The organism is Rhodococcus pseudokoreensis (assembly GCF_017068395.1).
Taxonomy (GTDB): domain Bacteria; phylum Actinomycetota; class Actinomycetes; order Mycobacteriales; family Mycobacteriaceae; genus Rhodococcus_F; species Rhodococcus_F pseudokoreensis.
Window position 1 is genome coordinate 6,736,774 of the sequence record NZ_CP070619.1, and the last position, 23,832, is coordinate 6,760,605.

The 23,832-nt window shown below is 68.0% G+C and carries 27 protein-coding genes; 16 read left to right on the top strand and 11 right to left on the bottom strand.

Annotation, left to right across the window (positions count from 1 at the left end):
* The first annotated feature begins 15 nt into the window (after positions 1-15).
* The 10 genes from JWS13_RS35945 to tuf all read left to right on the top strand — a co-directional run bounded on the left by JWS13_RS35945 (position 16) and on the right by tuf (position 10,557).
* A complete protein-coding gene (locus tag JWS13_RS35945; protein ID WP_206011870.1) occupies positions 16-2,010 on the top strand; it encodes an acetyl/propionyl/methylcrotonyl-CoA carboxylase subunit alpha in 1,995 nt (664 codons plus the stop codon).
* Positions 2,007-3,167, top strand: coding sequence for an acyl-CoA dehydrogenase family protein (locus tag JWS13_RS35950; RefSeq protein WP_206010112.1), 1,161 nt, complete (start codon positions 2,007-2,009; stop codon positions 3,165-3,167). The genes JWS13_RS35945 and JWS13_RS35950 overlap by 4 nt, the downstream gene beginning before the upstream one ends.
* Positions 3,167-3,967: an enoyl-CoA hydratase family protein gene (locus JWS13_RS35955; protein ID WP_206010113.1), complete on the top strand. Its 801-nt coding sequence runs from the start codon at positions 3,167-3,169 to the stop codon at positions 3,965-3,967. Before JWS13_RS35950 ends, JWS13_RS35955 begins: the two co-directional genes overlap by 1 nt.
* 59 nt (positions 3,968-4,026) lie before the next feature.
* Positions 4,027-4,692 (top strand): TetR/AcrR family transcriptional regulator, encoded by a 666-nt coding sequence (locus JWS13_RS35960; protein WP_206010114.1) that lies wholly within the window; start codon positions 4,027-4,029, stop codon positions 4,690-4,692.
* 38 nt (positions 4,693-4,730) lie between these two features.
* Positions 4,731-5,255 (top strand): DUF3558 domain-containing protein, encoded by a 525-nt coding sequence (locus tag JWS13_RS35965; protein ID WP_087557084.1) that lies wholly within the window; start codon positions 4,731-4,733, stop codon positions 5,253-5,255.
* Between the two features lie 11 nt (positions 5,256-5,266).
* Positions 5,267-5,806: a DUF3558 domain-containing protein gene (locus JWS13_RS35970; protein ID WP_206011871.1), complete on the top strand. Its 540-nt coding sequence runs from the start codon at positions 5,267-5,269 to the stop codon at positions 5,804-5,806.
* Positions 5,807-6,168: 362 nt separating this feature from the next.
* Entirely contained in the window at positions 6,169-6,543 is a 375-nt protein-coding gene (gene rpsL / locus JWS13_RS35975) for a 30S ribosomal protein S12 (RefSeq protein ID WP_005252198.1), read from the top strand.
* Positions 6,543-7,013 (top strand): 30S ribosomal protein S7, encoded by a 471-nt coding sequence (rpsG, locus tag JWS13_RS35980; protein WP_005252199.1) that lies wholly within the window; start codon positions 6,543-6,545, stop codon positions 7,011-7,013. The genes rpsL and rpsG overlap by 1 nt, the downstream gene beginning before the upstream one ends.
* Before the next feature lie 161 nt (positions 7,014-7,174).
* Positions 7,175-9,277: an elongation factor G gene (fusA, locus tag JWS13_RS35985; RefSeq protein ID WP_087557086.1), complete on the top strand. Its 2,103-nt coding sequence runs from the start codon at positions 7,175-7,177 to the stop codon at positions 9,275-9,277.
* Positions 9,278-9,366: 89 nt separating this feature from the next.
* Positions 9,367-10,557, top strand: a complete 1,191-nt coding sequence (gene tuf / locus JWS13_RS35990) for an elongation factor Tu (protein ID WP_087557087.1) — start codon at positions 9,367-9,369, stop codon at positions 10,555-10,557.
* Between the two features lie 71 nt (positions 10,558-10,628).
* Here the strand turns inward: tuf and JWS13_RS35995 are convergent, their stop codons facing one another.
* From JWS13_RS35995 to JWS13_RS36020, 6 genes are read right to left on the bottom strand one after another with little or no spacing between them, the layout of a single operon-like run.
* Positions 10,629-10,901: a YciI family protein gene (locus JWS13_RS35995; RefSeq protein WP_206010115.1), complete on the bottom strand. Its 273-nt coding sequence runs from the start codon at positions 10,899-10,901 to the stop codon at positions 10,629-10,631.
* A gap of 34 nt (positions 10,902-10,935) precedes the next feature.
* Complete coding sequence (locus JWS13_RS36000) at positions 10,936-11,511, bottom strand: hypothetical protein (protein ID WP_206010116.1); 576 nt, start codon at positions 11,509-11,511, stop codon at positions 10,936-10,938.
* Positions 11,508-12,488: a DUF6286 domain-containing Asp23/Gls24 family envelope stress response protein gene (locus tag JWS13_RS36005; RefSeq protein WP_206010117.1), complete on the bottom strand. Its 981-nt coding sequence runs from the start codon at positions 12,486-12,488 to the stop codon at positions 11,508-11,510. The genes JWS13_RS36000 and JWS13_RS36005 overlap by 4 nt, the downstream gene beginning before the upstream one ends.
* Complete coding sequence (locus tag JWS13_RS36010; protein ID WP_005252219.1) at positions 12,481-12,660, bottom strand: hypothetical protein; 180 nt, start codon at positions 12,658-12,660, stop codon at positions 12,481-12,483. The genes JWS13_RS36005 and JWS13_RS36010 overlap by 8 nt, the downstream gene beginning before the upstream one ends.
* Entirely contained in the window at positions 12,657-12,971 is a 315-nt protein-coding gene (locus JWS13_RS36015; RefSeq protein WP_124389085.1) for an Asp23/Gls24 family envelope stress response protein, read from the bottom strand. The genes JWS13_RS36010 and JWS13_RS36015 overlap by 4 nt, the downstream gene beginning before the upstream one ends.
* On the bottom strand, positions 12,968-13,429 hold the full coding sequence (locus JWS13_RS36020; protein ID WP_005252221.1) for an Asp23/Gls24 family envelope stress response protein: 462 nt from the start codon (positions 13,427-13,429) through the stop codon (positions 12,968-12,970). Before JWS13_RS36020 ends, JWS13_RS36015 begins: the two co-directional genes overlap by 4 nt.
* Positions 13,430-13,617: 188 nt before the next feature.
* Here JWS13_RS36020 and JWS13_RS36025 point away from each other — a divergent pair, with 188 nt between their 5' ends.
* Genes JWS13_RS36025 through JWS13_RS36035 form a run of 3 tightly spaced genes read left to right on the top strand, consistent with a single transcriptional unit; the run spans position 13,618 to position 15,172 of the window.
* Complete coding sequence (locus tag JWS13_RS36025) at positions 13,618-14,199, top strand: hypothetical protein (RefSeq protein ID WP_241032462.1); 582 nt, start codon at positions 13,618-13,620, stop codon at positions 14,197-14,199.
* Entirely contained in the window at positions 14,196-14,711 is a 516-nt protein-coding gene (locus JWS13_RS36030) for a twin-arginine translocation pathway signal (protein ID WP_206010118.1), read from the top strand. The genes JWS13_RS36025 and JWS13_RS36030 overlap by 4 nt, the downstream gene beginning before the upstream one ends.
* Before the next feature lie 11 nt (positions 14,712-14,722).
* A complete protein-coding gene (locus tag JWS13_RS36035; protein WP_241032463.1) occupies positions 14,723-15,172 on the top strand; it encodes a hypothetical protein in 450 nt (149 codons plus the stop codon).
* A gap of 32 nt (positions 15,173-15,204) precedes the next feature.
* On the opposite strand, the gene JWS13_RS36040 is transcribed toward JWS13_RS36035, so the two are convergent.
* From JWS13_RS36040 to pnuC, 3 genes are read right to left on the bottom strand one after another with little or no spacing between them, the layout of a single operon-like run.
* Positions 15,205-15,900, bottom strand: a complete 696-nt coding sequence (locus JWS13_RS36040; RefSeq protein WP_241032464.1) for an NUDIX hydrolase — start codon at positions 15,898-15,900, stop codon at positions 15,205-15,207.
* A 6-nt stretch (positions 15,901-15,906) separates the two neighbouring features.
* Positions 15,907-16,992 carry an AAA family ATPase gene (locus JWS13_RS36045; RefSeq protein ID WP_206011875.1) on the bottom strand — a complete coding sequence of 362 codons (1,086 nt, stop codon included), beginning with the start codon at positions 16,990-16,992 and terminating at the stop codon, positions 15,907-15,909.
* A 5-nt stretch (positions 16,993-16,997) separates the two neighbouring features.
* Entirely contained in the window at positions 16,998-17,639 is a 642-nt protein-coding gene (gene pnuC, locus JWS13_RS36050; protein ID WP_206010119.1) for a nicotinamide riboside transporter PnuC, read from the bottom strand.
* Positions 17,640-17,788: 149 nt separating this feature from the next.
* Here pnuC and JWS13_RS36055 point away from each other — a divergent pair, with 149 nt between their 5' ends.
* From JWS13_RS36055 to JWS13_RS36065, 3 genes are all read left to right on the top strand, one after another.
* Positions 17,789-18,964 (top strand): acyl-CoA dehydrogenase family protein, encoded by a 1,176-nt coding sequence (locus tag JWS13_RS36055; RefSeq protein ID WP_206010120.1) that lies wholly within the window; start codon positions 17,789-17,791, stop codon positions 18,962-18,964.
* Positions 18,965-18,973: 9 nt separating this feature from the next.
* Positions 18,974-20,101, top strand: a complete 1,128-nt coding sequence (locus JWS13_RS36060; protein ID WP_206010121.1) for an acyl-CoA dehydrogenase family protein — start codon at positions 18,974-18,976, stop codon at positions 20,099-20,101.
* Between the two features lie 185 nt (positions 20,102-20,286).
* Positions 20,287-20,490 carry a hypothetical protein gene (locus tag JWS13_RS36065; protein WP_012688808.1) on the top strand — a complete coding sequence of 68 codons (204 nt, stop codon included), beginning with the start codon at positions 20,287-20,289 and terminating at the stop codon, positions 20,488-20,490.
* Between the two features lie 7 nt (positions 20,491-20,497).
* Here JWS13_RS36065 and JWS13_RS36070 read toward each other — a convergent pair whose 3' ends face one another.
* Both JWS13_RS36070 and JWS13_RS36075 read right to left on the bottom strand, forming a co-directional pair.
* Entirely contained in the window at positions 20,498-21,658 is a 1,161-nt protein-coding gene (locus JWS13_RS36070; protein WP_206010122.1) for a VWA domain-containing protein, read from the bottom strand.
* Entirely contained in the window at positions 21,655-23,832 is a 2,178-nt protein-coding gene (locus JWS13_RS36075) for a DUF5682 family protein (RefSeq protein ID WP_206011876.1), read from the bottom strand. The genes JWS13_RS36070 and JWS13_RS36075 overlap by 4 nt, the downstream gene beginning before the upstream one ends.

The window sequence follows — 23,832 nt, forward strand, 5'->3', positions numbered from 1 at the left end:
CCGCTCGCCCCTGCCATGATCCAGTCCGTACTCGTTGCCAACCGCGGCGAAATCGCCCGCCGCATCTTCGCCACCTGCCGCCGCGCAGGCATCGGGACCGTCGCCGTGTTCTCGGACGCCGACGCACTCAGCCCGCACGTCACCGAGGCCGACGCCGCGGTCCGGTTGCCGGGCAACAGTCCCGCCGACACCTACCTGCGCGGTGACCTCGTCATCGAGGCCGCGCTCCTCGCCGGTGCCGACGCCATCCACCCCGGCTACGGGTTCCTATCCGAGAACGCGGAATTCGCGCGCGCCGTCCACGATGCCGGGCTGACGTGGATCGGACCGCCCGCGCCGGCCATCGAGATGATGGGCTCCAAGGTCGAGTCCAAGAAGTTGATGGCCGCCGCCGGGGTCCCGGTGCTCGCCGAACTCGACCCGGACGCCGTCACCGCCGCCGATCTGCCGGTGCTCGTCAAGGCATCCGCGGGCGGCGGCGGACGCGGCATGCGCGTGGTGCGTGAACTCGCGGACCTTCCGGAACAGCTGGAGGGCGCGCGGCGCGAAGCGCAATCGGCGTTCGGCGACCCGACCGTCTTCTGCGAGCGCTACCTCGAAACGGGCAGGCACATCGAGGTCCAGGTGATGGCCGACCGGCACGGAACCGTGTGGGCGGTGGGGGAGCGCGAGTGCTCCATCCAGCGCCGGCACCAGAAGGTGGTGGAGGAGGCGCCGTCGCCGCTGGTCGAGGCCGTCCCCGGAATGCGGGAGCGGCTGTTCGAGGCCGCCCAGCTCGCGGCGCAGGCCATCGACTACGAGGGGGCGGGGACGGTCGAGTTCCTGGCGACCGGTCGAGCAGACACCGACGGCGGAGACTTCTTCTTTCTGGAGATGAACACCCGACTGCAGGTGGAGCACCCGGTCACCGAATGCACCACCGGCCTCGACCTCGTGGACCTGCAACTGCAGGTGGCGTCGGGTCTGGCACTCGACGCGGACTCGCCCGCCGTGTCCGGTCATTCCATCGAGGTCCGGCTGTACGCCGAGGATCCCGCGCAGAACTGGCAGCCGCAGAGCGGACAGGTCCACCGCCTGGCGCTGCCCGGCAGCACGGTCGAGTTCGACGTTCTCCGCGCACCGGGCATCCGCCTCGATTCCGGGGTGGTCGACGGGTCCACCGTCGGCGTGCACTACGACCCGATGCTGGCGAAGGTCATCTCGTTCGCGCCCACCCGCACGCAGGCAGCGACCCGGCTGGCGACGGCGCTGGGCCGCGCGCAGATCCACGGTCTGTGCACCAACCGCGACCTCCTCGTCAACGTGCTCCGCCACCCGGCGTTCCTCGCCGGCGACACCGACACCGCCTTCTTCGACACCCACGGGCTGGACGTGCTGGCGCAACCGTTGGCGTCGGCGGACACCGAGCGACTGTCGGCGCTGGCCGCGGCCCTTGCGGACGCCGCGCACAACAGGGACGTCGCGACAGTGAACACCTCGCTCCCCAGCGGCTGGAGGAACCTGGCGTCCGCGCCGCAGTGCAAGACGTTCACCGGTACCGGCGGCGACCTCGAGATCCGGTACCTGCTCACCCGGTACGGGCTGAAGGCGGAGGGGTTCGGCGACGTCTCGCTGGTGTCGGCGACGGCACGGCACGTCGCACTGGATGTCGCGGGCCTGCGCCGCTCGTTCGAGGTGTCCCGGTACGGGGACGACGTCTTCGTCGACTCCGCCCTGGGGCCTGTGAGCCTGCACGCCGCACCGCGATTCACCGATCCGAGTGCCGTCGTCGCCGAGGGGTCGCTGCTCGCGCCGATGCCGGGTTCCGTGATCCGCGTCGGTGCCGAGGTCGGCGATGCGGTGACCGCCGGTCAGCCGATCGTGTGGCTCGAGGCGATGAAGATGGAACACACGATCAAGGTGCCGGCGTCCGGTGTCCTCACCGAACTTTCCGTGACCGTCGGCACGCAGGTCGACGTGGGAACGGTCCTGGCAGTAGTCGAAGCAGCGCAGGCAGAGGGAGAATCATGAGCTTCATCGAGACAGAAGAACAGAAGGAACTCCGCGCCTCCGTGTCGAGGCTCGGGGAGCGCTTCAACTACGTCGACTACGTGCTGCCGCGGGCGCGGCGCGGCGAACCGCTCACCGAATTGTGGAACGAGGCGGGCAAACTCGGCTTCCTCGGCGTCAACCTCCCCGAGGAATACGGGGGCGGCGGCGCGGGCATCTACGAACTGGCGCTCGTCCAGGAGGAACTCGCCGCCCACGGCGCCGGACTTCTGCTGGTTGTCGTCTCGCCCGCCATCTGCGGCACGATCATCGGCAAGTACGGCACGGCGGACCAGAAGCAGAAATGGCTTCCCGGTCTCGCCGACGGCTCGAAGATCATGGCGTTCGGCATCACGGAGGCCGACGCGGGGTCCAACTCGCATCAGATCTCGACCACCGCGAGGCGAGACGGTGAGGACTGGCTGCTGTCGGGGAACAAGATTTACATCTCCGGTGTCGACCAGGCGGACGCCGTGCTGATCGTCGCGCGCACCGAGGACTCGAAGACCGGCAAGCTGAAGCCCGCGCTGTTCATCGTCCCCACCGACGCCGAGAATTTCGTGAAGACGCCGATGGAGATGGACATCGTCGAGCCCGACCACCAGTTCATGCTGTTCCTCGACGACGTCAGGCTGCCCGCCGACGCGCTCGTCGGGGAGGCCGACGCGGCCCTGATGCAGCTGTTCGCCGGTCTCAACCCCGAACGGATCCTCGGCGCGTCGATGGCGATCGGCATGGGCCGCTACGCGCTGGACGCCGCGGTCCGGTTCGCGAAGGAGCGCACGGTGTGGAAGGAGCCGATCGGCGCGCATCAGGGCATCTCGCATCCGCTGGCGCAGATCAAGATCGAACTCGAACTGGCCAAGCTGATGATGCAGAAGGCCGCGGTCCTCTACGACAGCGGCGACGACTTCGGCGCGGCGGAGGCCGCGAACATGGCCAAGTACGCCGCCGCCGAGGCCAGCATCAAGGCGCTCGACCAGGCCGTCCAGACGCACGGCGGCGCCGGCCTGACCAAGGAATACGGTCTCGCGGCGATGCTCGGTGCGGCGCGTATCGCCCGTGTCGCCCCGGTGAGCCGGGAAATGATCCTGAACTTCGTCTCCCAGCACTCGCTGGGGTTGCCGAAGTCGTACTGATGTCGAACGGACAGCACATGACCGACGTGGAAGCCGACCGGTACGTCCGGTACGAGGTGGATCGAGGGTTCGCCACCCTCACCCTCGATTCGCCCCACAACAGGAACGCGATCTCCGGCAGGCTCGTGGACGAACTGCTGCAGGGATTGCGGGACGCCGCCGCGGACAACGACGTCCGCGGCGTCGTCCTCACCCATACCGGCGGCACGTTCTGCGCCGGGGCGGATCTGAGCGAGACGTCCGGCGACGTCGGCTCGCGCACCCGGCAGATGGCCGAACTGCTGCGCGCCATCGTCGAGTTGCCGAAACCGGTGATCGCCCGGATCGACGGTCACGTCCGGGCCGGGGGCATGGGGCTGGTCGGGGCGTGCGACCTCGCCGTCGCCGGGCCGCGCAGCACGTTCGCGCTCACCGAGGTCCGGCTCGGGCTCGCCGCGTCGATCATCTCGTTGACCGTGCTGCCCCGCATCGATTCGCGCGCCGCGAGCCGCTACCTGCTCACGGGCGAGAAGTTCGGCGCCCACGAGGCGGAGGCGATCGGGCTGATCAGTGAGTCCGCCGAGGACCCCGCGGACACCGTCGCGGAATTGCTGGACCAGTTGCGGCAGGCGTCGCCGCAGGGTCTGGCCGAATCGAAGACGCTGACGACCCGCGGTGTGCTCGCCGACTTCGACCGCTACACCGACGAGCTGACCGCCCAGTCGGCGAGGCTGTTCGAATCCGAGGAGGCGCGGGAAGGCATGATGGCGTTTCTGCAGAAGCGGCCGCCGAGATGGGCCTCCGGCCCTGTGCGTGGTTGACGAGTCTCAGGACTCGACGGTCACGCACGGGCGCGCAGCGCGACGAGAGGAAGTGACACATGACCCGCGAACCGAAGCAGGACCGTAGCCGGGTCACCCGCGGGCATCTTCTCGAGGTCACCATCGACTGCCTCGCCGAACTGGGCTGGGGTGCGACGACGGTGAGCCTCGTCGCCCAGCGCGCAGGCGTGTCCCGCGGCGCGACCCAGCACCATTTCCCCACCCGCGAAGACCTCATCACCGCGGCGCTCGAGGTCATGTTCGACGCCCGGATGGAGCAGGCCCGGCGCGAGGCCACCGACCTGCCGACCGGGGAGGGACGCACCGAGGCGGTGGTGTCGCGGCTCGTCGACTACTACACCGGCACCCTGTTCAAGGCGGCGCTGCAGGTGTGGACGGCGGCCGCCGCCGACCCCGAACTGCGAGCCCGGATCGTGCCGCTCGAGGAACGGTTCGGGCGGGTCGCGCACCGCACGGCCGTCGAGCACTTCGGGTTCGACGACGCCGATCCGGTGGCGCACCGGCTCGTCCAGGCCACCCTCGATCTCGCCCGCGGACTGGGCCTGGCCGACGTGCTCACGGACGACTCCAAGAGGCGCGCGGAGATCGTGCGGCAGTGGGCTGCGCAGTTGGATGCGGCACTACCGCGGTGCGGTGAATCGGCAGAGCCGCGGTGCGGTGAATCGGCAGAGCCGAGGTGCCTCGACGTGGCCGTTCTCGACTGATCGGGCAAAGATTGCGGGGATCGGTAGAGTCACCGACCATGGGCCGGAAATGGGGAGCGCTCGTCCTGATCACCGTCGCGGCCGGTCTGGCCGGCTGTGGGGGAGACGGCGACGATTCCGGTACCGCACCCGCCGCGCAGAACCTCCCGCAGGTGACCGATCCGGGCCCGTTCTTCGGTCAGTGCGGCTCGGTCACCGACGACGAGGTGGCGAAGGCGTTCGGGATGCCGCCCTTCACCGGGGTGACGCGTAATTCCGTCGGCTGCGAGTGGGAAACCGCGGGAATAGGCGGTCCCAGCGTCACGTTCTCGTGGTACCGCGGCAGTCCGATCGGCCGCGAGCGGGCGGGGTCGGAGCTGATCGGCAGGCCGGCCACCGACATCGACGTCCAGGGGCATCCCGGCTTCATCGCGTCGTCCGAAGGAATTCTGTGTGAACTCGGTGTGGAGTTCGGCGGCGACTTCGTGCACTGGTCGGTGATGTATGCGGACGCGCAACCCGCGGCCGATCCGTGCAAGGTGGCGCGCGACCTCGCCGAACTCAGCGTGTCGAGGGCCAAGTGAGCGGGGGAGTGATGGGCGGGCGGACGTGGCGCGCTGTGCGGGTGCTGACCGCGGCCACCGCGGTCGGGCTGATCGCGGGGTGCGGGTCGACGATCGAGGGCTCACCGACGGTGGAGGGCGCTTCCTCGTCGGGGGACACCGAACAGTTCACGGCCCTGCTCGAGGAGTGCAACGCGGTCGCCGACGAACAGATCGCGCAGACCGTCGGCGCCGACGCCATCCAACGGGGCTTCTTCGGCGCGATCTGCCGCTGGGACGCCGTCGGCGCCAACGGTCCCGTGAAGGTGACGTTCAACTGGTTCGAGACGGGCTCCCTCGACACGGAGAAGTCGACCGCGGAGAAGCTCGGCTACACGGTGGAAGCCTCCACCATCCAGGGGCGCAGGGCCGTCGTGATGCGTCCGCCCGGCGACCCGGGGGCGTGCGGAGTGACGGTCGGGTCGCCCTCTTCGGGGGTCGTCGGCTGGTGGGTACAGTTCCAGACGGGGGCGGCAGACCCGTGCCAGGCGGCATCGACGCTTGCGGATCTGACGCTCAATCTGAGTAGTTGATGTGCCCGTGTCCGTACCGACAGCTCCAAGTAGTACCGCCCATCGCAGGTCAGCCCTTACCATTGCCCGCCCACTTTGACCTTCCGGCGCGCCGCCGGGTATCGTTGTGGGTCGTGTCCGGCATGCCCGGGCCGATCTGTGTGCCTAGCGAGGTATTGCCGTGCGCGCGTTCGTGCAGATTTCTGCATGGAACGAGCATCCGGCTGCCTGTGTGGGGGTATGCGACACACCCGACCTCGGGTGCAGCTCGAGGTGCGGGTGAGGGGCAGCAGCTCTCTTGCCCCAACTGCTAGATCCCTAATTTCAGAACAGCCAAGGTTGCTTGTCCAGAGCAGTCTGTTCAACACGAAGAAAGCCGGTAAATGCCAACCATCAACCAGCTGGTCCGCAAGGGCCGCCGCGACAAGACCGCGAAGGTCAAGACGGCAGCCCTCAAGGGCAGCCCGCAGCGTCGTGGCGTGTGCACCCGCGTGTACACCACCACCCCGAAGAAGCCGAACTCGGCGCTCCGTAAGGTCGCGCGTGTGCGCTTGACCAGCTCCGTCGAGGTCACCGCTTACATCCCGGGCGAGGGCCACAACCTGCAGGAGCACTCGATGGTGCTCGTCCGCGGTGGTCGTGTGAAGGACCTCCCCGGTGTGCGCTACAAGATCATCCGCGGCTCCCTCGACACCCAGGGTGTCAAGGGCCGCAAGCAGGCCCGCAGCCGCTACGGCGCCAAGAAGGAGAAGAGCTAATGCCACGTAAGGGCCCCGCTCCGAAGCGTCCGCTCATCAACGACCCGGTCTACGGTTCGCCCCTGGTGACGCAGCTCGTCAACAAGATTCTCCTGGACGGCAAGAAGTCCACCGCCGAGCGCATCGTGTACGAAGCGCTCGAGCAGGCGCGTGAGAAGACCGGCACCGACCCGGTCGTCACCCTCAAGCGCGCACTGGACAACGTCAAGCCCGCCCTCGAGGTTCGCAGCCGCCGTGTCGGTGGCGCCACCTACCAGGTGCCGGTCGAGGTCCGTCCGGGCCGCTCCACCACCCTCGCGCTCCGCTGGCTGGTGACCTTCTCCCGGCAGCGTCGTGAGAAGACGATGGTCGAGCGTCTCGCCAACGAGCTCCTCGATGCCAGCAACGGCCTGGGTGCCGCTGTGAAGCGTCGCGAGGACACTCACAAGATGGCCGAAGCCAACAAGGCATTCGCCCACTACCGCTGGTGACGTCACGTCGGAGCAGTCACCTACCGTGACTGCTCCGGCGTCGTCGCACGTCGGGCCCCTACCGGGGACCGGCTGATCTACAACTCGAGACAATGGCCCCGCTGGTGGAACACCGGGGAGGCCGTCACCCGATACACGAGCTACGAGCGGGGAAGAATCCTGTGGCACAGGAAGTGCTGACCGACCTGAACAAGGTCCGCAACATCGGCATCATGGCGCACATCGATGCCGGCAAGACCACGACCACCGAGCGCATCCTGTTCTACACCGGTGTCAACTACAAGATCGGTGAGACGCACGACGGTGCCTCGACCACGGACTGGATGGAACAGGAGAAGGAACGCGGCATCACGATCACCTCTGCCGCGGTGACCTGCTTCTGGAACAACAACCAGATCAACATCATCGACACGCCGGGCCACGTCGACTTCACCGTCGAGGTGGAGCGTTCGCTCCGCGTGCTCGACGGCGCCGTCGCAGTGTTCGACGGCAAAGAGGGCGTCGAGCCCCAGTCGGAGCAGGTGTGGCGTCAGGCCGCCAAGTACGACGTTCCGCGCATCTGTTTCGTCAACAAGATGGACAAGATGGGCGCGGACTTCTACTTCACGGTCCAGACCATCATCGACCGCCTCGGCGCGAAGCCGCTCGTCCTGCAGCTGCCGATCGGCGCGGAGGACGACTTCGACGGTGTCGTCGACCTGGTCGAGATGAAGGCTGTCACCTGGCGTGGCACGGTCGCCATCGGCGCCGAGCCCACCATCGAGGAGATCCCGGCCGATCTCGCCGACAAGGCTGCCGAGTACCGCGAGAAGCTGCTCGAGACGGTTGCCGAGTCCGACGAGAAGCTCATGGAGAAGTACTTCGCCGGCGAGGAACTCAGCGTCGAGGAGATCAAGGGCGCCATCCGCAAGATGACGGTCAACTCCGAGCTGTACCCGGTGCTGTGTGGTTCCGCGTTCAAGAACAAGGGTGTTCAGCCCATGCTCGACGCGGTCATCGACTACCTGCCGAACCCGCTGGACATCGGCGAGGTCCAGGGTCACGCCCTCGGCAACGAGGAAGAGATCCTCACGCGTAAGCCGAGCAAGGAAGAGCCGTTCTCGGCTCTGGCCTTCAAGATCGCTTCGCACCCGTTCTTCGGCAAGCTGACGTTCGTCCGCGTGTACTCCGGCCGGATCGATCCGGGCGCCCAGGTCATGAACGCGACCAAGGGCAAGAAGGAGCGCATCGGAAAGCTCTTCCAGATGCACGCCAACAAGGAGAACCCGGTCGACGAGGCCGTGGCCGGCCACATCTACGCGATGATCGGCCTGAAGGACACCACGACCGGTGACACCCTGTGTGCACAGGACGCCCCGATCGTGCTCGAGTCCATGAGCTTCCCGGACCCGGTCATCCAGGTCTCGATCGAGCCCAAGACGAAGTCCGACCAGGAGAAGCTGGGCACCGCGATCCAGAAGCTCGCCGAAGAGGACCCGACGTTCTCCGTCGAACTCGACGAAGAGACCGGCCAGACCGTCATCGGCGGCATGGGCGAGCTCCACCTCGACATCCTCGTCGACCGTATGCGTCGCGAGTTCAAGGTCGAGGCCAACGTCGGCAAGCCGCAGGTCGCCTACCGCGAGACCATCACCAAGAAGGTCGAAAAGCACGACTACACCCACAAGAAGCAGACGGGTGGATCGGGCCAGTTCGCAAAGGTGATCATCGCGCTGGAGCCGTTCGTCGGCGAAGACGGTGCCTCCTACGAGTTCGAGAACAAGGTCTCCGGTGGCCGCATCCCTCGCGAGTACATCCCCTCCGTGGATGCAGGCGCGCAGGACGCGATGCAGTACGGCGTTCTCGCCGGCTACCCGCTGGTGAACCTGAAGCTGTCGCTGCTCGACGGTGCGTACCACGACGTCGACTCGTCGGAAATGGCCTTCAAGGTCGCCGGTTCGCAGGCGCTGAAGGAAGCCGCCCGCAAGGCCGGCCCGGTCATTCTCGAGCCGCTCATGGCTGTCGAGGTCACCACACCCGAGGAGTACATGGGTGACGTGATCGGCGACCTGAACTCCCGCCGTGGCCAGATCCAGGCCATGGAGGAACGCAGTGGTGCCCGTGTCGTGAAGGCGCTGGTTCCGCTCTCGGAGATGTTTGGTTACATCGGTGATCTGCGGTCGAAGACCCAGGGCCGGGCGAACTTCTCCATGGTGTTCGATTCCTACGCAGAGGTTCCCGCGAACGTCTCGAAGGAAATCATCGCCAAGGCGACCGGCGAGTAACCTCGGTTCCAGCCGGCCGAAGCACGACCCAGTAATAACAACCGCACTGCTGCATACCGCAAGCATCAATCAGTCCAGGAGGACACACAGTGGCGAAGGCGAAGTTCGAGCGGACGAAGCCGCACGTGAACATCGGCACCATCGGTCACGTCGACCACGGCAAGACCACGCTGACCGCGGCCATCACCAAGGTTCTGCATGACGCGTACCCGGATCTCAACGAGGCCTCGGCCTTCGACGAGATCGACAAGGCTCCTGAGGAGAAGGCTCGCGGTATCACGATCAACATCTCGCATGTTGAGTACCAGACCGAGAAGCGCCACTACGCGCACGTCGATGCTCCCGGTCACGCCGACTACATCAAGAACATGATCACCGGTGCGGCGCAGATGGACGGCGCCATCCTCGTGGTCGCGGCCACCGACGGCCCGATGCCCCAGACGCGTGAGCACGTGCTGCTCGCCCGCCAGGTCGGCGTGCCGTACATCCTCGTCGCCCTGAACAAGGCCGACATGGTGGACGACGACGAGATCATCGAGCTCGTCGAGATGGAGGTCCGTGAGCTCCTCGCTGCGCAGGAGTTCGACGAGGACGCTCCGGTTGTCAAGGTCTCCGCACTCAAGGCGCTCGAGGGCGACCCGGAGTGGACCAAGAACATCCTCGAGCTCATGGCTGCGGTCGACGAGTCCATCCCGGACCCGGTTCGCGAGACCGAGAAGCCCTTCCTCATGCCCGTCGAGGACGTCTTCACGATCACCGGTCGTGGCACCGTCGTCACCGGTCGTATCGAGCGTGGCGTCATCAACGTGAACGAGGAGGTGGAGATCGTCGGCATCAAGGAGACCTCCACCAAGACCACGGTCACGGGTATCGAGATGTTCCGCAAGCTCCTCGACTCGGGCCAGGCCGGTGACAACGTCGGTCTGCTCGTGCGTGGTATCAAGCGCGAAGATGTCGAGCGTGGACAGGTTGTCGTCAAGCCCGGCACCACCACCCCGCACACCGAGTTCGAGGGCCAGGCGTACATCCTGTCCAAGGACGAGGGCGGCCGCCACACGCCGTTCTTCAACAACTACCGTCCGCAGTTCTACTTCCGTACCACGGACGTGACGGGCGTTGTGACGCTGCCCGAGGGCACCGAGATGGTTATGCCCGGTGACAACACCGAGATGTCCGTCAAGCTGATCCAGCCCGTCGCCATGGACGAGGGCCTGCGCTTCGCGATCCGCGAAGGCGGCCGTACGGTCGGCGCCGGCAAGGTCACGAAGATCAACAAGTGATCTAGCTACACCAACGCCGATGGCGCTCACCCTCCGGGGTGGGCGCCATCGGCGTTTCCGGGGCTGTTGCCTCAGCGGTAGTTCAGCGCGTCCCATTCCCGGATGTCGCTGGGATGGGCGATCCCTTCGAGGACGAACGGGTCCCGTGCGATGAACTGCTCCGCCCGGTCGCGGCTGGTGAACACCGCCATCGACCCGTTTCTCGCCGGGTCGTCGAACGGTCCGATGCCGAGGATCCCGCCCTCCGCGGCGAACGCGTCCAGGTACTCCCGGTGCCGTGGATAGACCTCCGGGATCCGGGCGGCGGCGGACGGATCGGTTGTGTAGAACACCACGTACTCCATGGCGGAGAACCTACCGAGACCGGGACGTCCCGTGTCAGTTTTCGGCGTGTACCGGGTGGTCGGCGCGGTCGAGGTGGAGCAGCACCTGGGTGGCGACCTGCTCACCGCCGAGTGTCGACGCGACCCACGATGCAACGTCCTCGGACTTGCGGGTGAAGTCGTGGATGTCGAGGGTGGGGTCGGCGGTCACGACGATCGACAGGGTGGGGAGTCCACGTTCGACGACGGCGCGGGCCCGCGTCTGCCTGACACCGGGGTATTCGGCGAGTTCGCTGGCGACCCCATTGGCGAGGGAGCCCAGGTCGACGGTGACGTAGGTGCCCGACTCGTGGTCCGGTACGGCGACGGCGGACGTGCGTCGCCGGGTGAGGTCGAGGGCGAGGAGCACGATCCCGAAGACCAGTCCCACGACGACCGTCGCGGCGAGGGCCCAGCCCCACCAGTCCTGGTCGGGAAGCGCGGTGACGCGTGCGCGGTCGTACCGCGACACCCATTCCCGGACGATCGGAACCCGCAGGTCCCAGGCGATGGCGTAGGCGCCGAATCCGAGGAGCAGAAGCCCGACGGTCAGGACGATCAGCCGGTTGACGGCGGCGGTCCGATGGGTCACGGCTTCACCTGCACTCGGAGTTCGGGGGATGTGCCGAGCAGCGACAGCGTCGGTTCCACGGCCTCGCGGACGGAGATGGCCACGTCTGCGGTGGGTGTCGACTCGGTGCGCACCACGCGGACGGTGACGTGCTTGCGGTCGACTGTCGTGTGCGCCGACAGCACCCCGGGGACGGTGTTGGCGTGACTGCTGGAATTGCGGGCGAGGTCGGTGGGGCGTAGCCAGACGATCGGGGTGTCGCCCACCGCGAGGGGCAGATGGGTGCGCGGCCGCGGTTTGAGGGCGGCGATGATGAACACGACTCCCAGCACGATCGCGCCGGCGGCGACGGGGACGATCCAGTCGGACCAGTGCAGTCGGCCCAGCCATTGCGCGGTGTTGCGGATCCACGGCGCGTTGGCGAACGTGCCGCGCATGATCAGTAGTTCACGTGCGGCGACGACCGCGAGACCGAGGGCGCCGACGGCGACGATGATCGCGGCGGGCACGGCGGCGGGTGTCGCGCGCGGTGTGCGGGGCCGGATCGGTGCCACCGGGGCGGGCGGCGCGGTGGGGTCGCCCTGTTCGGAGTAGAGACTGTCGGCCGCGCTGTCCTCGGGCCCCGCGGATTCGGTTCCGACGACCACGATGTTGAGTTCGATGACCGGCATGCCGGTCATCTGTGCGACCTGGCGGTGCACCTGCGCGCGGAGCCTTCGGTTGAGGAGATCGAGTCGGCACGGCCACTGCACCGCGATGTACAGGTTGATCGCGACGGCGTCCGCTCCCGTCGAGACGTCGGCGCGGGGGAGTTCGCGGCCCGTCAGCCGGGAGAGTCCGCCGGACTGCTTGACGACGCCGGGCACCTGAAGCGCTGCGGCGACGGCGATCTTCACGACGGCGCGCTCCTTGATGACCAACTCGCCGCGCTGGGCGGTGTCGTCGAGCGCCGCGTCGTCCCGGGGGCCGGCGGGGGGTGCGGTGGACGGTTCAGCCACGGCCGCGGCTTCGGAGGATGGCGCCGAGGTCGAGGTGCCCGTCGCGGTGCGCGCCGACGGCCATGCCCAGCGCGCCGAGCAGGACGGCGAAGACGAATCCGCTGAAACCGCCGAGGATGCCGGCGATGGCGAGGAGTAATCCGACGATCAGGCCTGTGATGGTGCTGTTCATTGAGCTTGTCCTGTCTCTGTCAGGAGATCTTCGATGATCACGTCGACGGGGACGTCCACCAGCGATTCCACTGCGGCCCGCACTCTTTCGGCGGTGTCGACGACGTTGGCGGGGTAGCGGGCCGCGAGGTGGACGGCACAGGACGTGGGGCCCACGGTCACCCCTGTCACCCGGCGTCCGGGTAGGTACGTCGCGACTTCGCCGAACGCGCCGCCGTGCATCGCTGCTACTCCGGGGGTCGCGAGGACGGCGGCGACGATGCGTTCGGAGATGTCCTCCGCGTGGGTGTCCGGTGGGAGCGGTCCGGTCACTGCACCCTCGGTTTGCCGTCGAGCTCGGACGCGGCCTCGGATTCGTCGAACAGCATGACGTCGAAGACGGTGATGTTCACTTCGGTCACTTCGAGTCCGGTCATGCGTTCGACGGCCGCGATGACGTTGCGCCGGATGCCGACCGCGAGTTCGTGCAGTGCGACGCCGTATTCGGCGACGATGCCGATGTCGATGGCGGCCTGTTTCTCCCCGACTTCGACGGCGACGCCCTGGGCGTGGTTGACGCGGGCGCCGGGGATCCGGTCCCGGAGGGCGCCGACGGCGCGCGCGGTGCCGCCGCCCACGTCGTAGACGCCGTTGATCTCACGGGTGGCGATGCCGGCGATCTTGGCGACGACGGCGTCCGCGATGATGGTCCGTCCCTCGGAACTGACGAGTTCCGGAGTCGCCCCGGCACCGAACTGCACGCGGCTGCGTGCGCCTGAATCGCTGGTCATCGTGGATCCCCTTCGAGTCGCCTGCCTTCTCTTCAACAGTAATGATCACCGACGGTACGCGGGGTCTCCCACGCGCCTTTCCGCCCGCGGATCTGTCCGGATACCGATGCGAAAAATATTTGATATTACTACCCGGTACCATGACGTGATCCAGGTAACAGAAGGTACGGCACGACGAAAGGAACCCCATGGTGGAAGTGGCCCCCGACCAGGACGCTGCCCCCAATGAGGAGGCTGCGTCCAGCGCGGACGCTGCTTCTGCCGACGGCGCTGCCTCCATGTCCCGGACGCCGGCCGTCACCGCGGGTGTGGCGGTGCTGTCCGTTCTCGCGCTCGCGTTCGTCGCGGTCAGCGGCTATTTCGGCTACACGCACTGGCAGGCGGAGCGGGCGGCGCAGCAGCGGTCCGAGGTTCTGGAGGCGGCGAGCCAGGGCGTCGTGAATCTGACGACGATGGACTTCGAGCGGGCCGACGAAGACGTGCAGATGGTGCTCGATGGGTCGGCCGGAGAATTCCGCGACGACTTCGAAGCCCGATCAAAGGATCTCATCGCGGTCATGCAGGAGGCCCAGGTCAAATCGGTTGGGGAGGTGCGTCAGGCCGCGATCGAGAGGCAGGACGGCGACTCCGCCGACGTGCTCGTCGCGGTCACGCAGAAGGTGTCGAATGCCGGTGGGGCCGCCGAGGAGCCCCGCGGTCAGAGGATGCGGGTCACGATGCAACTCGAGGACGGCACGTACAAGATCGTGAAGGCGGGGTTCGTGCAGTGAGTACCGACGCATCGCCGAAGTCGCGCAGACTCCTCCTGATCCTCGGTGCGCTCACCGTCGTCACGGCCGTGCTGGCCGGGGTTCTGTACTTCACGCTGTACCGGCCCGACCAGCGCGTCGACGACACCGTCCGCGCCGCCGTCACCGACACCGCTTCGCAGGGCGCGATCGCCCTGCTGTCGTACGGGCCGGACACCGTGGAGAACGATGTCGGCGCCGCGAAGGAACGCCTGACGGGGGAGTTCCTCGACTATTACACCCAGTTCACGACGGACGTCGTCGTCCCCGCGGCGAAGGAGAGCCAGGTTGCCACGCAGGCGACGGTGGCCGCGTCCGGTCCGGTCGAGGTGGCGGCCGACACGGCAACCGTGCTGCTGTTCGTCAACCAGAGCACCACCAGTGCCGCGAAACCGGAACCGGCGGTGACGGCGACGAGCATCACCGTCGAGCTGACCAAGTCCGGTGACGAGTGGCTGATCTCCGGCTTCGATCCCGTCCAGCCGCACGGGTAGCGTTGGCGCCTATGAGCACTCTTCGAGAGGTCGGCGACCGCGAGTCGTGGCGCTGTTGGTTGTGTGACGAACCGGTGGATCCCGACATGTCGGTCAACGACCCGCGCGGCCCCAGCATCGACAGTGTCGTCACCGCGAAGAAGGCCAAGGCGAAGGGCGGCGTCGAACGTCTCGCGCACCGCGCGTGCAACACCAAGAAGGGCGCCGTCAAACCGGTGGTGCCGTGGCCCGACCGGTTGTTCGTCGTCGATCCCGCCCCGATCATCGGTGTCGTCGAACAACTCGGCCGCAAGGGTGGACGGGTCGCGGTGGCGCGGTGCCCGGGAAAATCGGACGCCGAGGACGCGTCGGAGTGGTTGCTCGACCGGTTGTCCCGTCTCGCACCGGAACTGAACGTCGAAACACAGATCGACGAGGCCGGGGGCGCGTTCCTGCTCGTTGTGCGGCTCCGCCACCCGTGAGTACTTGTTAACCGCCGGCGGTTAACAAGTACTCACGGGCGGGGGATCGGCGGATGCAGGGTGGTGGCGTTGCCCGGCCGGTACAGCTGGGCGCGCCTGCCGCCCGTCGATGCGGCGTCGGCCACGCCCTCGACGGGTTCGACGAATCCCCGCGTCCCCAGGACCTTGCGGCGGAAGTTCGCGCGGTCCCACGTCACGTCCCACACGGCCTCGTACACCGTCTGGAGGTCCCGGATCGAGAACGGGGTCTCCACGAAATGGGTTGACAACGTGGTGTATTCGAGTTTCGACCGCACCCGCTCGAGGGCGTCGGCGAGGATCTGCGCGTGGTCGAACGCCAGCGGCTCGCGGGACGCGTCCTCGACCGGCATCCAGTAGGCGTCGGCGGCGTCGGAACCGGCGGACGGCTCCGGCAGATTCGGCGCGAACGCCACGAACACCACCGACACGACCCGCATGCGCGGGTCGCGGCCCGGCTCGCTGTACGTCGCCAACTGTTCGAGGTGACCGGGGAAGCTGTCGAGTCCGGTCTCCTCCGCCAATTCGCGTCGCGCCGCGACGTCCGCCGATTCGTCGGCGTGGACGAAACCCCCGGGCAGCGCGGACATCCCCTGGAACGGCTCCTCGCCCCGTCGCACCAGCAGGACCGACAGCGAGGAGCCGCGCAGCGTGAACATCGCGAGATCGACGGTCACGGCGAACGGTGGATAGTCGGTTGCGTCGTACACTGTCTGTCAGCCTCCCAGCGGTGCGGCGAACGTCGATCGGTGGGCGAGTGCCTGTTCAGTGACCTGCGACGCGAGGTCGAGGCGCTCTGCTCGGTTCCCGGTCAGCATCACCCACGACCGCCCGGCGGCGGTGAGTGCATCGACGAACCACTCTGTCATCTCCTCCCGGATCGACTCTCCGTCCCGCAACCCATCCTGCACGAAGGGGACACCGACATGGTCGGTAATGAGGTACAGGGCGTGGCGCCCCGGCCGGTGGTCGTGCGCCCGGGTGCTGCCGGGGCCGAGGTAGCGCCGCTCCCACACGGTGGTCGCTTCTGCGTCGGTGTCGCAGATCGTCAGGGGTGACCCCGACCGCGCACCCGCTTCTTCCCACTCGTTCTGGATGCGGGCGATGTCGGCGAAATCCTGCCCGGTCCAGACGAGGTCGTCGACGCCGGCGGACGGGTCGGTGGCGCGGGCTCTCGCCAGCTTGTCGGCGGTTGCCGTGCGACCGTATTCGGGAACCCAGTGCGTGCGCCGCCAGATCCCGCCGCGGGCGCGGAAGCGCTGCGCCAGTGCGTGACTGACGGTGGTGGTGCCGGTGGATTCCGCGCCGAGCACCACGATCCGGGTGGTCAGCAACGCCTGCGCGGGCGCGTCGAGGTGTTCCCAGTTGCCGGCGAGGTCGCCTCGACAGCCGGTCCCCGAAATCGGGAACCGGACCCGCTCGGGGTCGACGGGGACGTGGACGGCGCCGAACCAGCGGGCGAGTTCGTCGCCGTACTTCTCGCTCGACACGACCACGTCGACGGCGATGCCGGTGACCTGTCGCACCGCGGCGCGCATGCACGCCACCTGCGCGGCCCACACCGGTCGCGACGCCAGGTCCATCGGGGCGTCGCACGCGATGCCGGTCACGGTCACCGTGCGGTCGCCCGCATGCGACTCCGCGAGGCAGGACACTCTGTCCGCCAGGGGAATCGACTCGACCCGGGACGCCATCACCACCACCGTCACTCGGGCCGCGACTTTCGCCGCCTCCCGGATCAGCAGGTGGTGCCCGGCGTGCGGGGGATAGAACTTTCCGATCACGAGTGCGTGGTCGTACATTTCGGTCACCGGCCCGCGGTCGTCGCGAGGGCAGGCAGTCCCGAAGACCGGCGCCACTCGCGGAGACCGCGGACGCAGAGCACGAGGAAACCGACGTACAGCAGGGCCGTCAGCGTCAGGCCCTTGTGCAGGTAGAGCGGGACGTAGACGAGATCGGCCGCAATCCACAGCAGCCACGATTCCCAGCGTTTGTTCACCTGCCCCCAGGTGGCCAGCAGCGAGAGGGCCGTGGTGACGGCATCCCAGAACGGGACCGTGGACGACGTCGCCGTGTGCAGGAGCACGGTCAGGGCGGCGGTGCCGACGACGCCGGTGCCGGCGAGCCACCGCCACTCTTCCCGCGACGTCCCGGTGACGGGCAACGGGTTGCCGGCGCGACCGCGGATCCACCGGATCCACCCGGCCGCGGCGAACGCGATGTAGACCAGTTGGAGGGCCGAGTCGGCGAAGAGTCCGGCTGCGTAGAACAGCAGGATCCAGACCAGGTTGTTCGCGATTCCGATCGGCCAGTTCCACGCGGACTGCCGGGCGACGAGCCAGACGCACACCGCGCCCGACGCGAAACCGAGCACTTCGGCCCAGCTCGTCGTCGTCCCGAACGACGTCACCGCGGCCGAATTCAGCCAGTCGACGAGTAGTGCGATCACGGGAACTCCTTGTAGTCGTAGTGACTACGGGACCGTATCACCGATGTGGTCAGTATGACTACAACTGGGGATGTCGTGGTGTCCCGCGGGAGGTGGGGGTACCGTCGGGACCACAACATGAATCCGACCTCGAGTGCGAAGGAATTCCGATGAATCTGGCTTTGACCGACGAGGAGCTGGCGTTCCGCGACGAGATGCGAACGTTCTTCACCACGCAGATTCCGGCGGAGATCCGCGAGCGGTACGCGCGTGGCGAAGAGGTGGGGAAGGAAGGCTTCATCGAGTCTCAGCGGATTCTGAACGCCAACGGGCTCGCGACGCCGCACTGGCCGGTCGAGTGGGGCGGCCGCGACTGGACGCCGGTGCAGAAGCACATCTGGCTCGACGAGTTGCAGCTCGCGTCGGTGCCCGAACCGCTCGCGTTCAACACCAGCATGGTCGGGCCCGTCATCGCGGCGTTCGGTTCGCAGGAGCAGAAGGAGAAGTTCCTTCCCGCGACCGCCAACCTCGACATCTGGTGGTGCCAGGGATTTTCCGAACCCGAGGCCGGTTCCGACCTCGCGTCGCTGAAGACCCGCGCCGTCCGCGACGGCGACGACTACGTGATCAACGGCCAGAAGACGTGGACCACTCTCGCGCAGCACGCCGACTGGATCTTCGTCCTCGCCCGCACCAACCCGGACGCCCCCAAGAAGCAGGCCGGCATCTCGTTCATCCTCGTCGACCTGAAGACACCCGGCGTCACGGTCCGCCCGATCAAATTGATCGACGGAGGCCACGAGGTCAACGAGGTCTTCTTCGAGGACGTGCGGGTGCCCGCCGAGAATCTCGTGGGTGAGGAGAACCAGGGCTGGAGCTATGCCAAGTTCCTGCTCGGCAACGAGCGCGCCGGCGTCACCCGCCTGGGATTCTCCAAGGTCCGGCTCGCGCAGGCGAAGAAGCGTGCCGCGGAGATCTCGGTCGGCGAGGGGACGCTGCTCGACGACCCGCTGTTCGCCGCCCGCATCGCGGAACTGGAGAACGAGATCGTCGCGCTGGAGCTCACCCAGCTGCGAGTGGTGGCCAGTTCGGCCGACGGCAAGCCGAACCCGGCGTCGTCGCTGCTGAAGCTGCGCGGGTCCGAACTGCAGCAGGCGACGCTCGAACTGCTGACCGACGTGGCGGGCCCCGACTCCCTTCCGTTCGCCGCCGGTGACGGCATTTCCTCACCACTCTGGGCGCAGCGGACGGCGCCGACCTATCTGAACTACCGCAAGGTTTCCATCTACAGCGGATCGAGCGAAGTGCAGCGCAGCATCATCGCCTCCTCGATCCTCGGATTGTGAGGGCGTGACATGGACTTCGAACTGACCGACGAACAGAAACTGCTGCGCGACACCACCCGTGAACTGCTCGGCCGCAGCTACGACGCGGAGAAGCGCAACGCCGTCACCGACACCGAGCAGGGGTGGAGCCCGCAGGTGTGGAAGCAACTCGCCGAGGTGGGGTTGCTCGGTCTGAGCTTCGATGAGGAAGACGGCGGGATGGGCGCCGGACCCGTCGAGGTGGCATCGGTGATGACCGAGATCGGCCGTCGTCTCGCGCCCGAACCCGTCCTCGACGCCGTGCTCGTGCCCGGCGGCCTGATCGCTGCGGCCGGCAGCGCGGAGCAGCGTCGCCGGATTCTCCCGGACGTGTCCGAGGGCACCCTCCTGCTGGCTTTCGCCGATCGGGAACCGGGCGTGCGCTGGCCGTCGGCGCGGGTGTCCACGACGGCGACGAAGGACGGCGACGCGTGGACGCTGACGGGTACGAAGAATCCGGTTCCCCACGGCGGCAGTGCGAACACGCTGGTCGTCAGCGCGGCACTCCCGGACGGCGGGGTCGGGCTGTTCCTCGTCGACGGCGACGCCACCGGTCTGACTCGCACCCCCTATGCGACCCACGACGGACTGCGGGCCGCGCAGGTGGAACTGTCCGGCACCCCGGCGGAGCCTCTCGGTGAGGGCGGCGACGCGTCTGCGGCGATCGAGGGCGCACACATCCGGGCGCAGGCGGCGCTGTGCGCGGAGGCCGTCGGCGCGATGGAGGAGGCGTTGCGGCTGACGACCGAGTACCTGAAGACGCGCAAGCAGTTCGGCGTCCCGATCGCGAAGTTCCAGACCCTCACCCACCGCGCGGCCGACATGTACGTGCTGCTGGAACTGGCCCGCAGCACGAGTCTCTACGCGACGATGTCGCTGGCCGACGGAACCGTCGACCCGGTGGTCGCGTCCCGCGCCAAGCTGCAGATCGGCCGGTCGGCCCGGACGATCGGGCAGGAAGCGATCCAGATGCACGGCGGCATCGGCATGACCGCCGAGTACCCGGTCGGCCATTACGTGAGCCGGCTGACCGCCATCGAACACACCCTCGGCGGCTCCGACGACCACCTGCGGGTGCTCGCGGCGGCGACGACCCAGGGCACCGTCAGCATCATCTAGTCCCACCCGTGAGTACTTGTTAACCGCCCGCGGTTAACAAGTACTCACGGGTGCAGGTCTCGGATTGGTATCGGAAAGAGTGTTTTCGACGTGTCGCACGAGGACCCCCGTGTGACGCAGCTAACGTTCTGCGCGCACATCAGAACTCACGGGGGATGTACGTATCTCGGTGAAGGAGCGTTGTCATGGGGTCCGGTCCAGTCAAAGCGATCATGTGGAGCCTGCTCGTCGTGGGACTCGTCGGTGCGGGAGTCGGGATCTCCGAACTGCACGTCCCGTGGACGGTTGCGTCGTTGATCGTCGCGTCGGTGTCCGGCCTGGTCCTGCTCAGGATCCGCGCCGACGCACACCCCGAATTGCACAGCGAGCGCCGGATGGCTGCCGGCTGACCCGCCGTCACCCCTGCTGGAGACCGTCCGCCCACCTGGCGATGTCGCCGCGTTCCAGCGCGAGCGCCAGCAGTTCCGGGAACTTGTCCGGCGTGCAGGCGAACGCGGGAATGCCGAGCGCGCCGAGGGCCGCCGCGTTGTCGTGATCGAACGACGGCGCGCCGTCGTCGGACAGCGCCAACAGCACCACGACCTGGACCCCGGCGTTCTTCATCGCCGCCATCCGGCGCAGCATCTCCGCGCGGATCCCGCCTTCGTACAGATCCGAGATCAGCACGAACAACGATTCCGCCGGCCTGTCGATCAGTGACTGGCTGTACGCGATGGCCCGGTTGATGTCGGTGCCGCCGCCGAGTTGCGTGCCGAACAGCACGTCGACCGGATCGGACAGCTTGTCGGTGAGGTCGACGACCGCCGTGTCGAACACGACCAGCGACGTCTTCAGCGCGCGCATCGATGCGAGCACCGCGCCGAACACGGACGCGTACACAACGCTCGACGCCATCGAGCCGGACTGGTCGATGGCGAGGACGACGTCACGGTGCACGGCCTGCGATCGGCGGCCGTAGCCGAGCAACCGCTCCGGCACCACCGTCTTGTGCTCGGGCAGGTAGTGCGCGAGGTTGGCGCGGATGGTGCGATTCCAGTCGATGTCGCGGTACCGAGGATTGGTGATGCGGGCCGAGCGGTTCAGGGCACCGGTGACGGCGGTTCTGGTCTTCTGCGCGATCCGGTCCTCCACCTCCCGGACCACCTTCTCGACGACCATCCGGGCGGTGGCCTTGCTGGTCTCGGGCATCACCCGGTTCAGGCTCAACAGGGTGCCGACGAGGTGGACGTCGGGTTCGACGGCATCGAGCAGTTCGGGTTCGAGGAGCAGTTGGGTGAGGCCGAGCCGGTCGATGGCGTCCTTCTGCATCACCTGCACGACGCTGCTCGGGAAGTAGGTGCGGATGTCGCCGAGCCAGCGCGCGACCTTCGGTGCCGATCCGCCGAGACCCGCAGTGCGGCGGCGGCTCTTCGACCCGTCGCTGCTGGTGTCGTACAGCGCGGCCAGTGCGCCGTCCATGGCCGCGTCCGTCTTCGACGCCAGTCCGCCGGTGGACTCCTCGGCGGCGTTGCCGAGCAGCAGCCGCCACCGCCGTAGCCGATCCGCGTCTTCGGTCACGACGTCACCCCCAGGATGTCGGCGACGGTGCGGATCGCGACGGTGCCGCGCCGGGCATCGACCTCGGCGGGAGCATCGGCCGTGGAGTCGCCCTCCACGGACTGCCCGATTGCCCGGCGTTCCCCGGTCTCGAAGCTGCCGAACGTGCGCCGCAGCAGTGGCAGCGCGTCAACGAAATCCTGTTCGCGCAGCCCCGACACCCAGCCGTCGAGCAGTCGCAGCAACTGCCGGTCGTGGACCAGCAGCAGGCCTCCGCCGCCGAGGAAGCCGTCGACCCACCCTGCCTTGGCGGCCGGTTCGGCGCCGACGGACAGTGCCCGCGACAGCCGGGTGGCGGCCTCGGTTTCGCTGACGGTGCCCGCGTCGCGGAGCAGTCGGACCATGCGCCCGATCACGAGGCCGTTCACGTCGCTGCGGTCGACGAGGCCGGTGAGCGTGCCGAGCCATCGCGCCGACGCGCGGTCGTCGTCGCGCAGCATCACCGCCGCGTGGACGTCGTCGACGGCGCGGCGCAGGTCGAGGGCGCTGTCGTCGTCCAGACCGGACATCGCCGACGGCAGTCCCGCGCAGATGCGGACGAGCAGGCTGTCGGTGACGCGGGTGAGGGACGAGACGTCGGTGCCGCGGACGTCGCCGTACCGCAGGGTGCGGGTCAGCGCGGGCAGCGCGTCCATCAGGTGCATGACGTCGTGGTCGAGCGTGGCCGCCGTCTCCAGCGCGCGCAACAGTTCGGCCAGGGCGTCGCGGAGATCCGACAGCAGCGCCTGCTCGAGCAGCCCGGTGAGCCGGGCGAGGGAGACGTCGCCGCCCGCCGCCTCCTCGCGCACCTTCGCCGTGGCCGCGGCCTCGACGGTGGTGCCCCACAGCGACGCCTCGATGATCGACACCGCCAGTTCGGGTTGCCAGGTGAGCGACCACGTCTCACGGAACGTGCCGGTGCCGCGGACGTCGCTGTCGGCCGGGGTGCCCCAGTCGACACCGAGGATCTGCAGGCGGTGCAGCAACCGGGACCGCGCGACGTCGTTGTCCCGGCGGAGGTCGAGGTCGATGGTCTTCTCGGTGGCCTGCTGCTTCAGGCGCAGGGTCTTCGCCCGGGCGCGCAGGTCGGCGTCGAGCGGAACGGTCGGGGTGTCGTCCGGGACGGCGCCGAGCGCCTCGCCGACGACGAGGCGACGCGTGATCAGGTCGAGCAGGACGTCGTCCCCGTCGCACATCACGGCGCGGGTGGCCTCGGTGACCTCGGAGAGACCGGCCAGCGGCCGCGCACGTAACGCGGCCAACGTGTCTGCAAGACGGACGGATTCGATGACGTGCGCACTCGACACCGGAAGGTCCTCGTCCCGCAGCACCCGCGCGACTTTCGTGAGCCACCGGGTGATCGTGCGGTCCGGGGCGGTGAACAGGTGGTGATACCAGCCGGGTGAGGTGATGCCTGCGCCGTATCCGGACGCCGTGGACAGCCGCGAATGCGTCCACGGCACCCACGTCAGCGACGTCTTGATCTTGGGTATTCCCTTGAGGATTCGCGCGTCCGCGGTGGCCGGTCCGAGTGGGCCGGCGAGTGCCGGGGCGTGCCAGGCGCCGCACACCACCGCTATCCGCAGAGCGCCGCCCTTGATCACCTTCCGCAGGGTCTGGCGCATGTACGCCTCGCGCCTGCGGGTGGGTTCGTCGAGTTGGACGGTGTCGCGCAGCGCGCTCATGGCATCGGTGATCGCGTCGAACGAGTCGGTCCCCGAACCGGATTCGATGACGGCGTCCCACCAGCGTTCGGTGTCGTCGTAGCCGGCCGCCGCGGCCAGTGCCGCCAGCGGATCCTCGGATTGGGACTCGGCCCGGTCGGCGGCGAGGGTGTTGGCGGCCGGAAGGTCGCAGAAGCGCACGTCGACGCCGCGTCCCGCCGCCCACGACAGCGCCTGCCACTCCGGGGAGAACACCGCGAACGGCCAGAACGCGGCCGTTCGGGGTTCGCCGGTGGCATACGCGAGCAGCGCGACCGGGGGTTCCATGGTGTCGGACGCGGTCAGCGCGACCAGCGGATCGGCGTCCGCGGGCCCTTCGATCAGGACGGCGTCGGGAACGAACTCGTCGAGCGCGCGGCGCACCGATCGTGCGGAACCGGGCCCGTGGTGGCGGATGCCGAAGACGCGGACGTCGCCCGCCGGCGGGCTCAT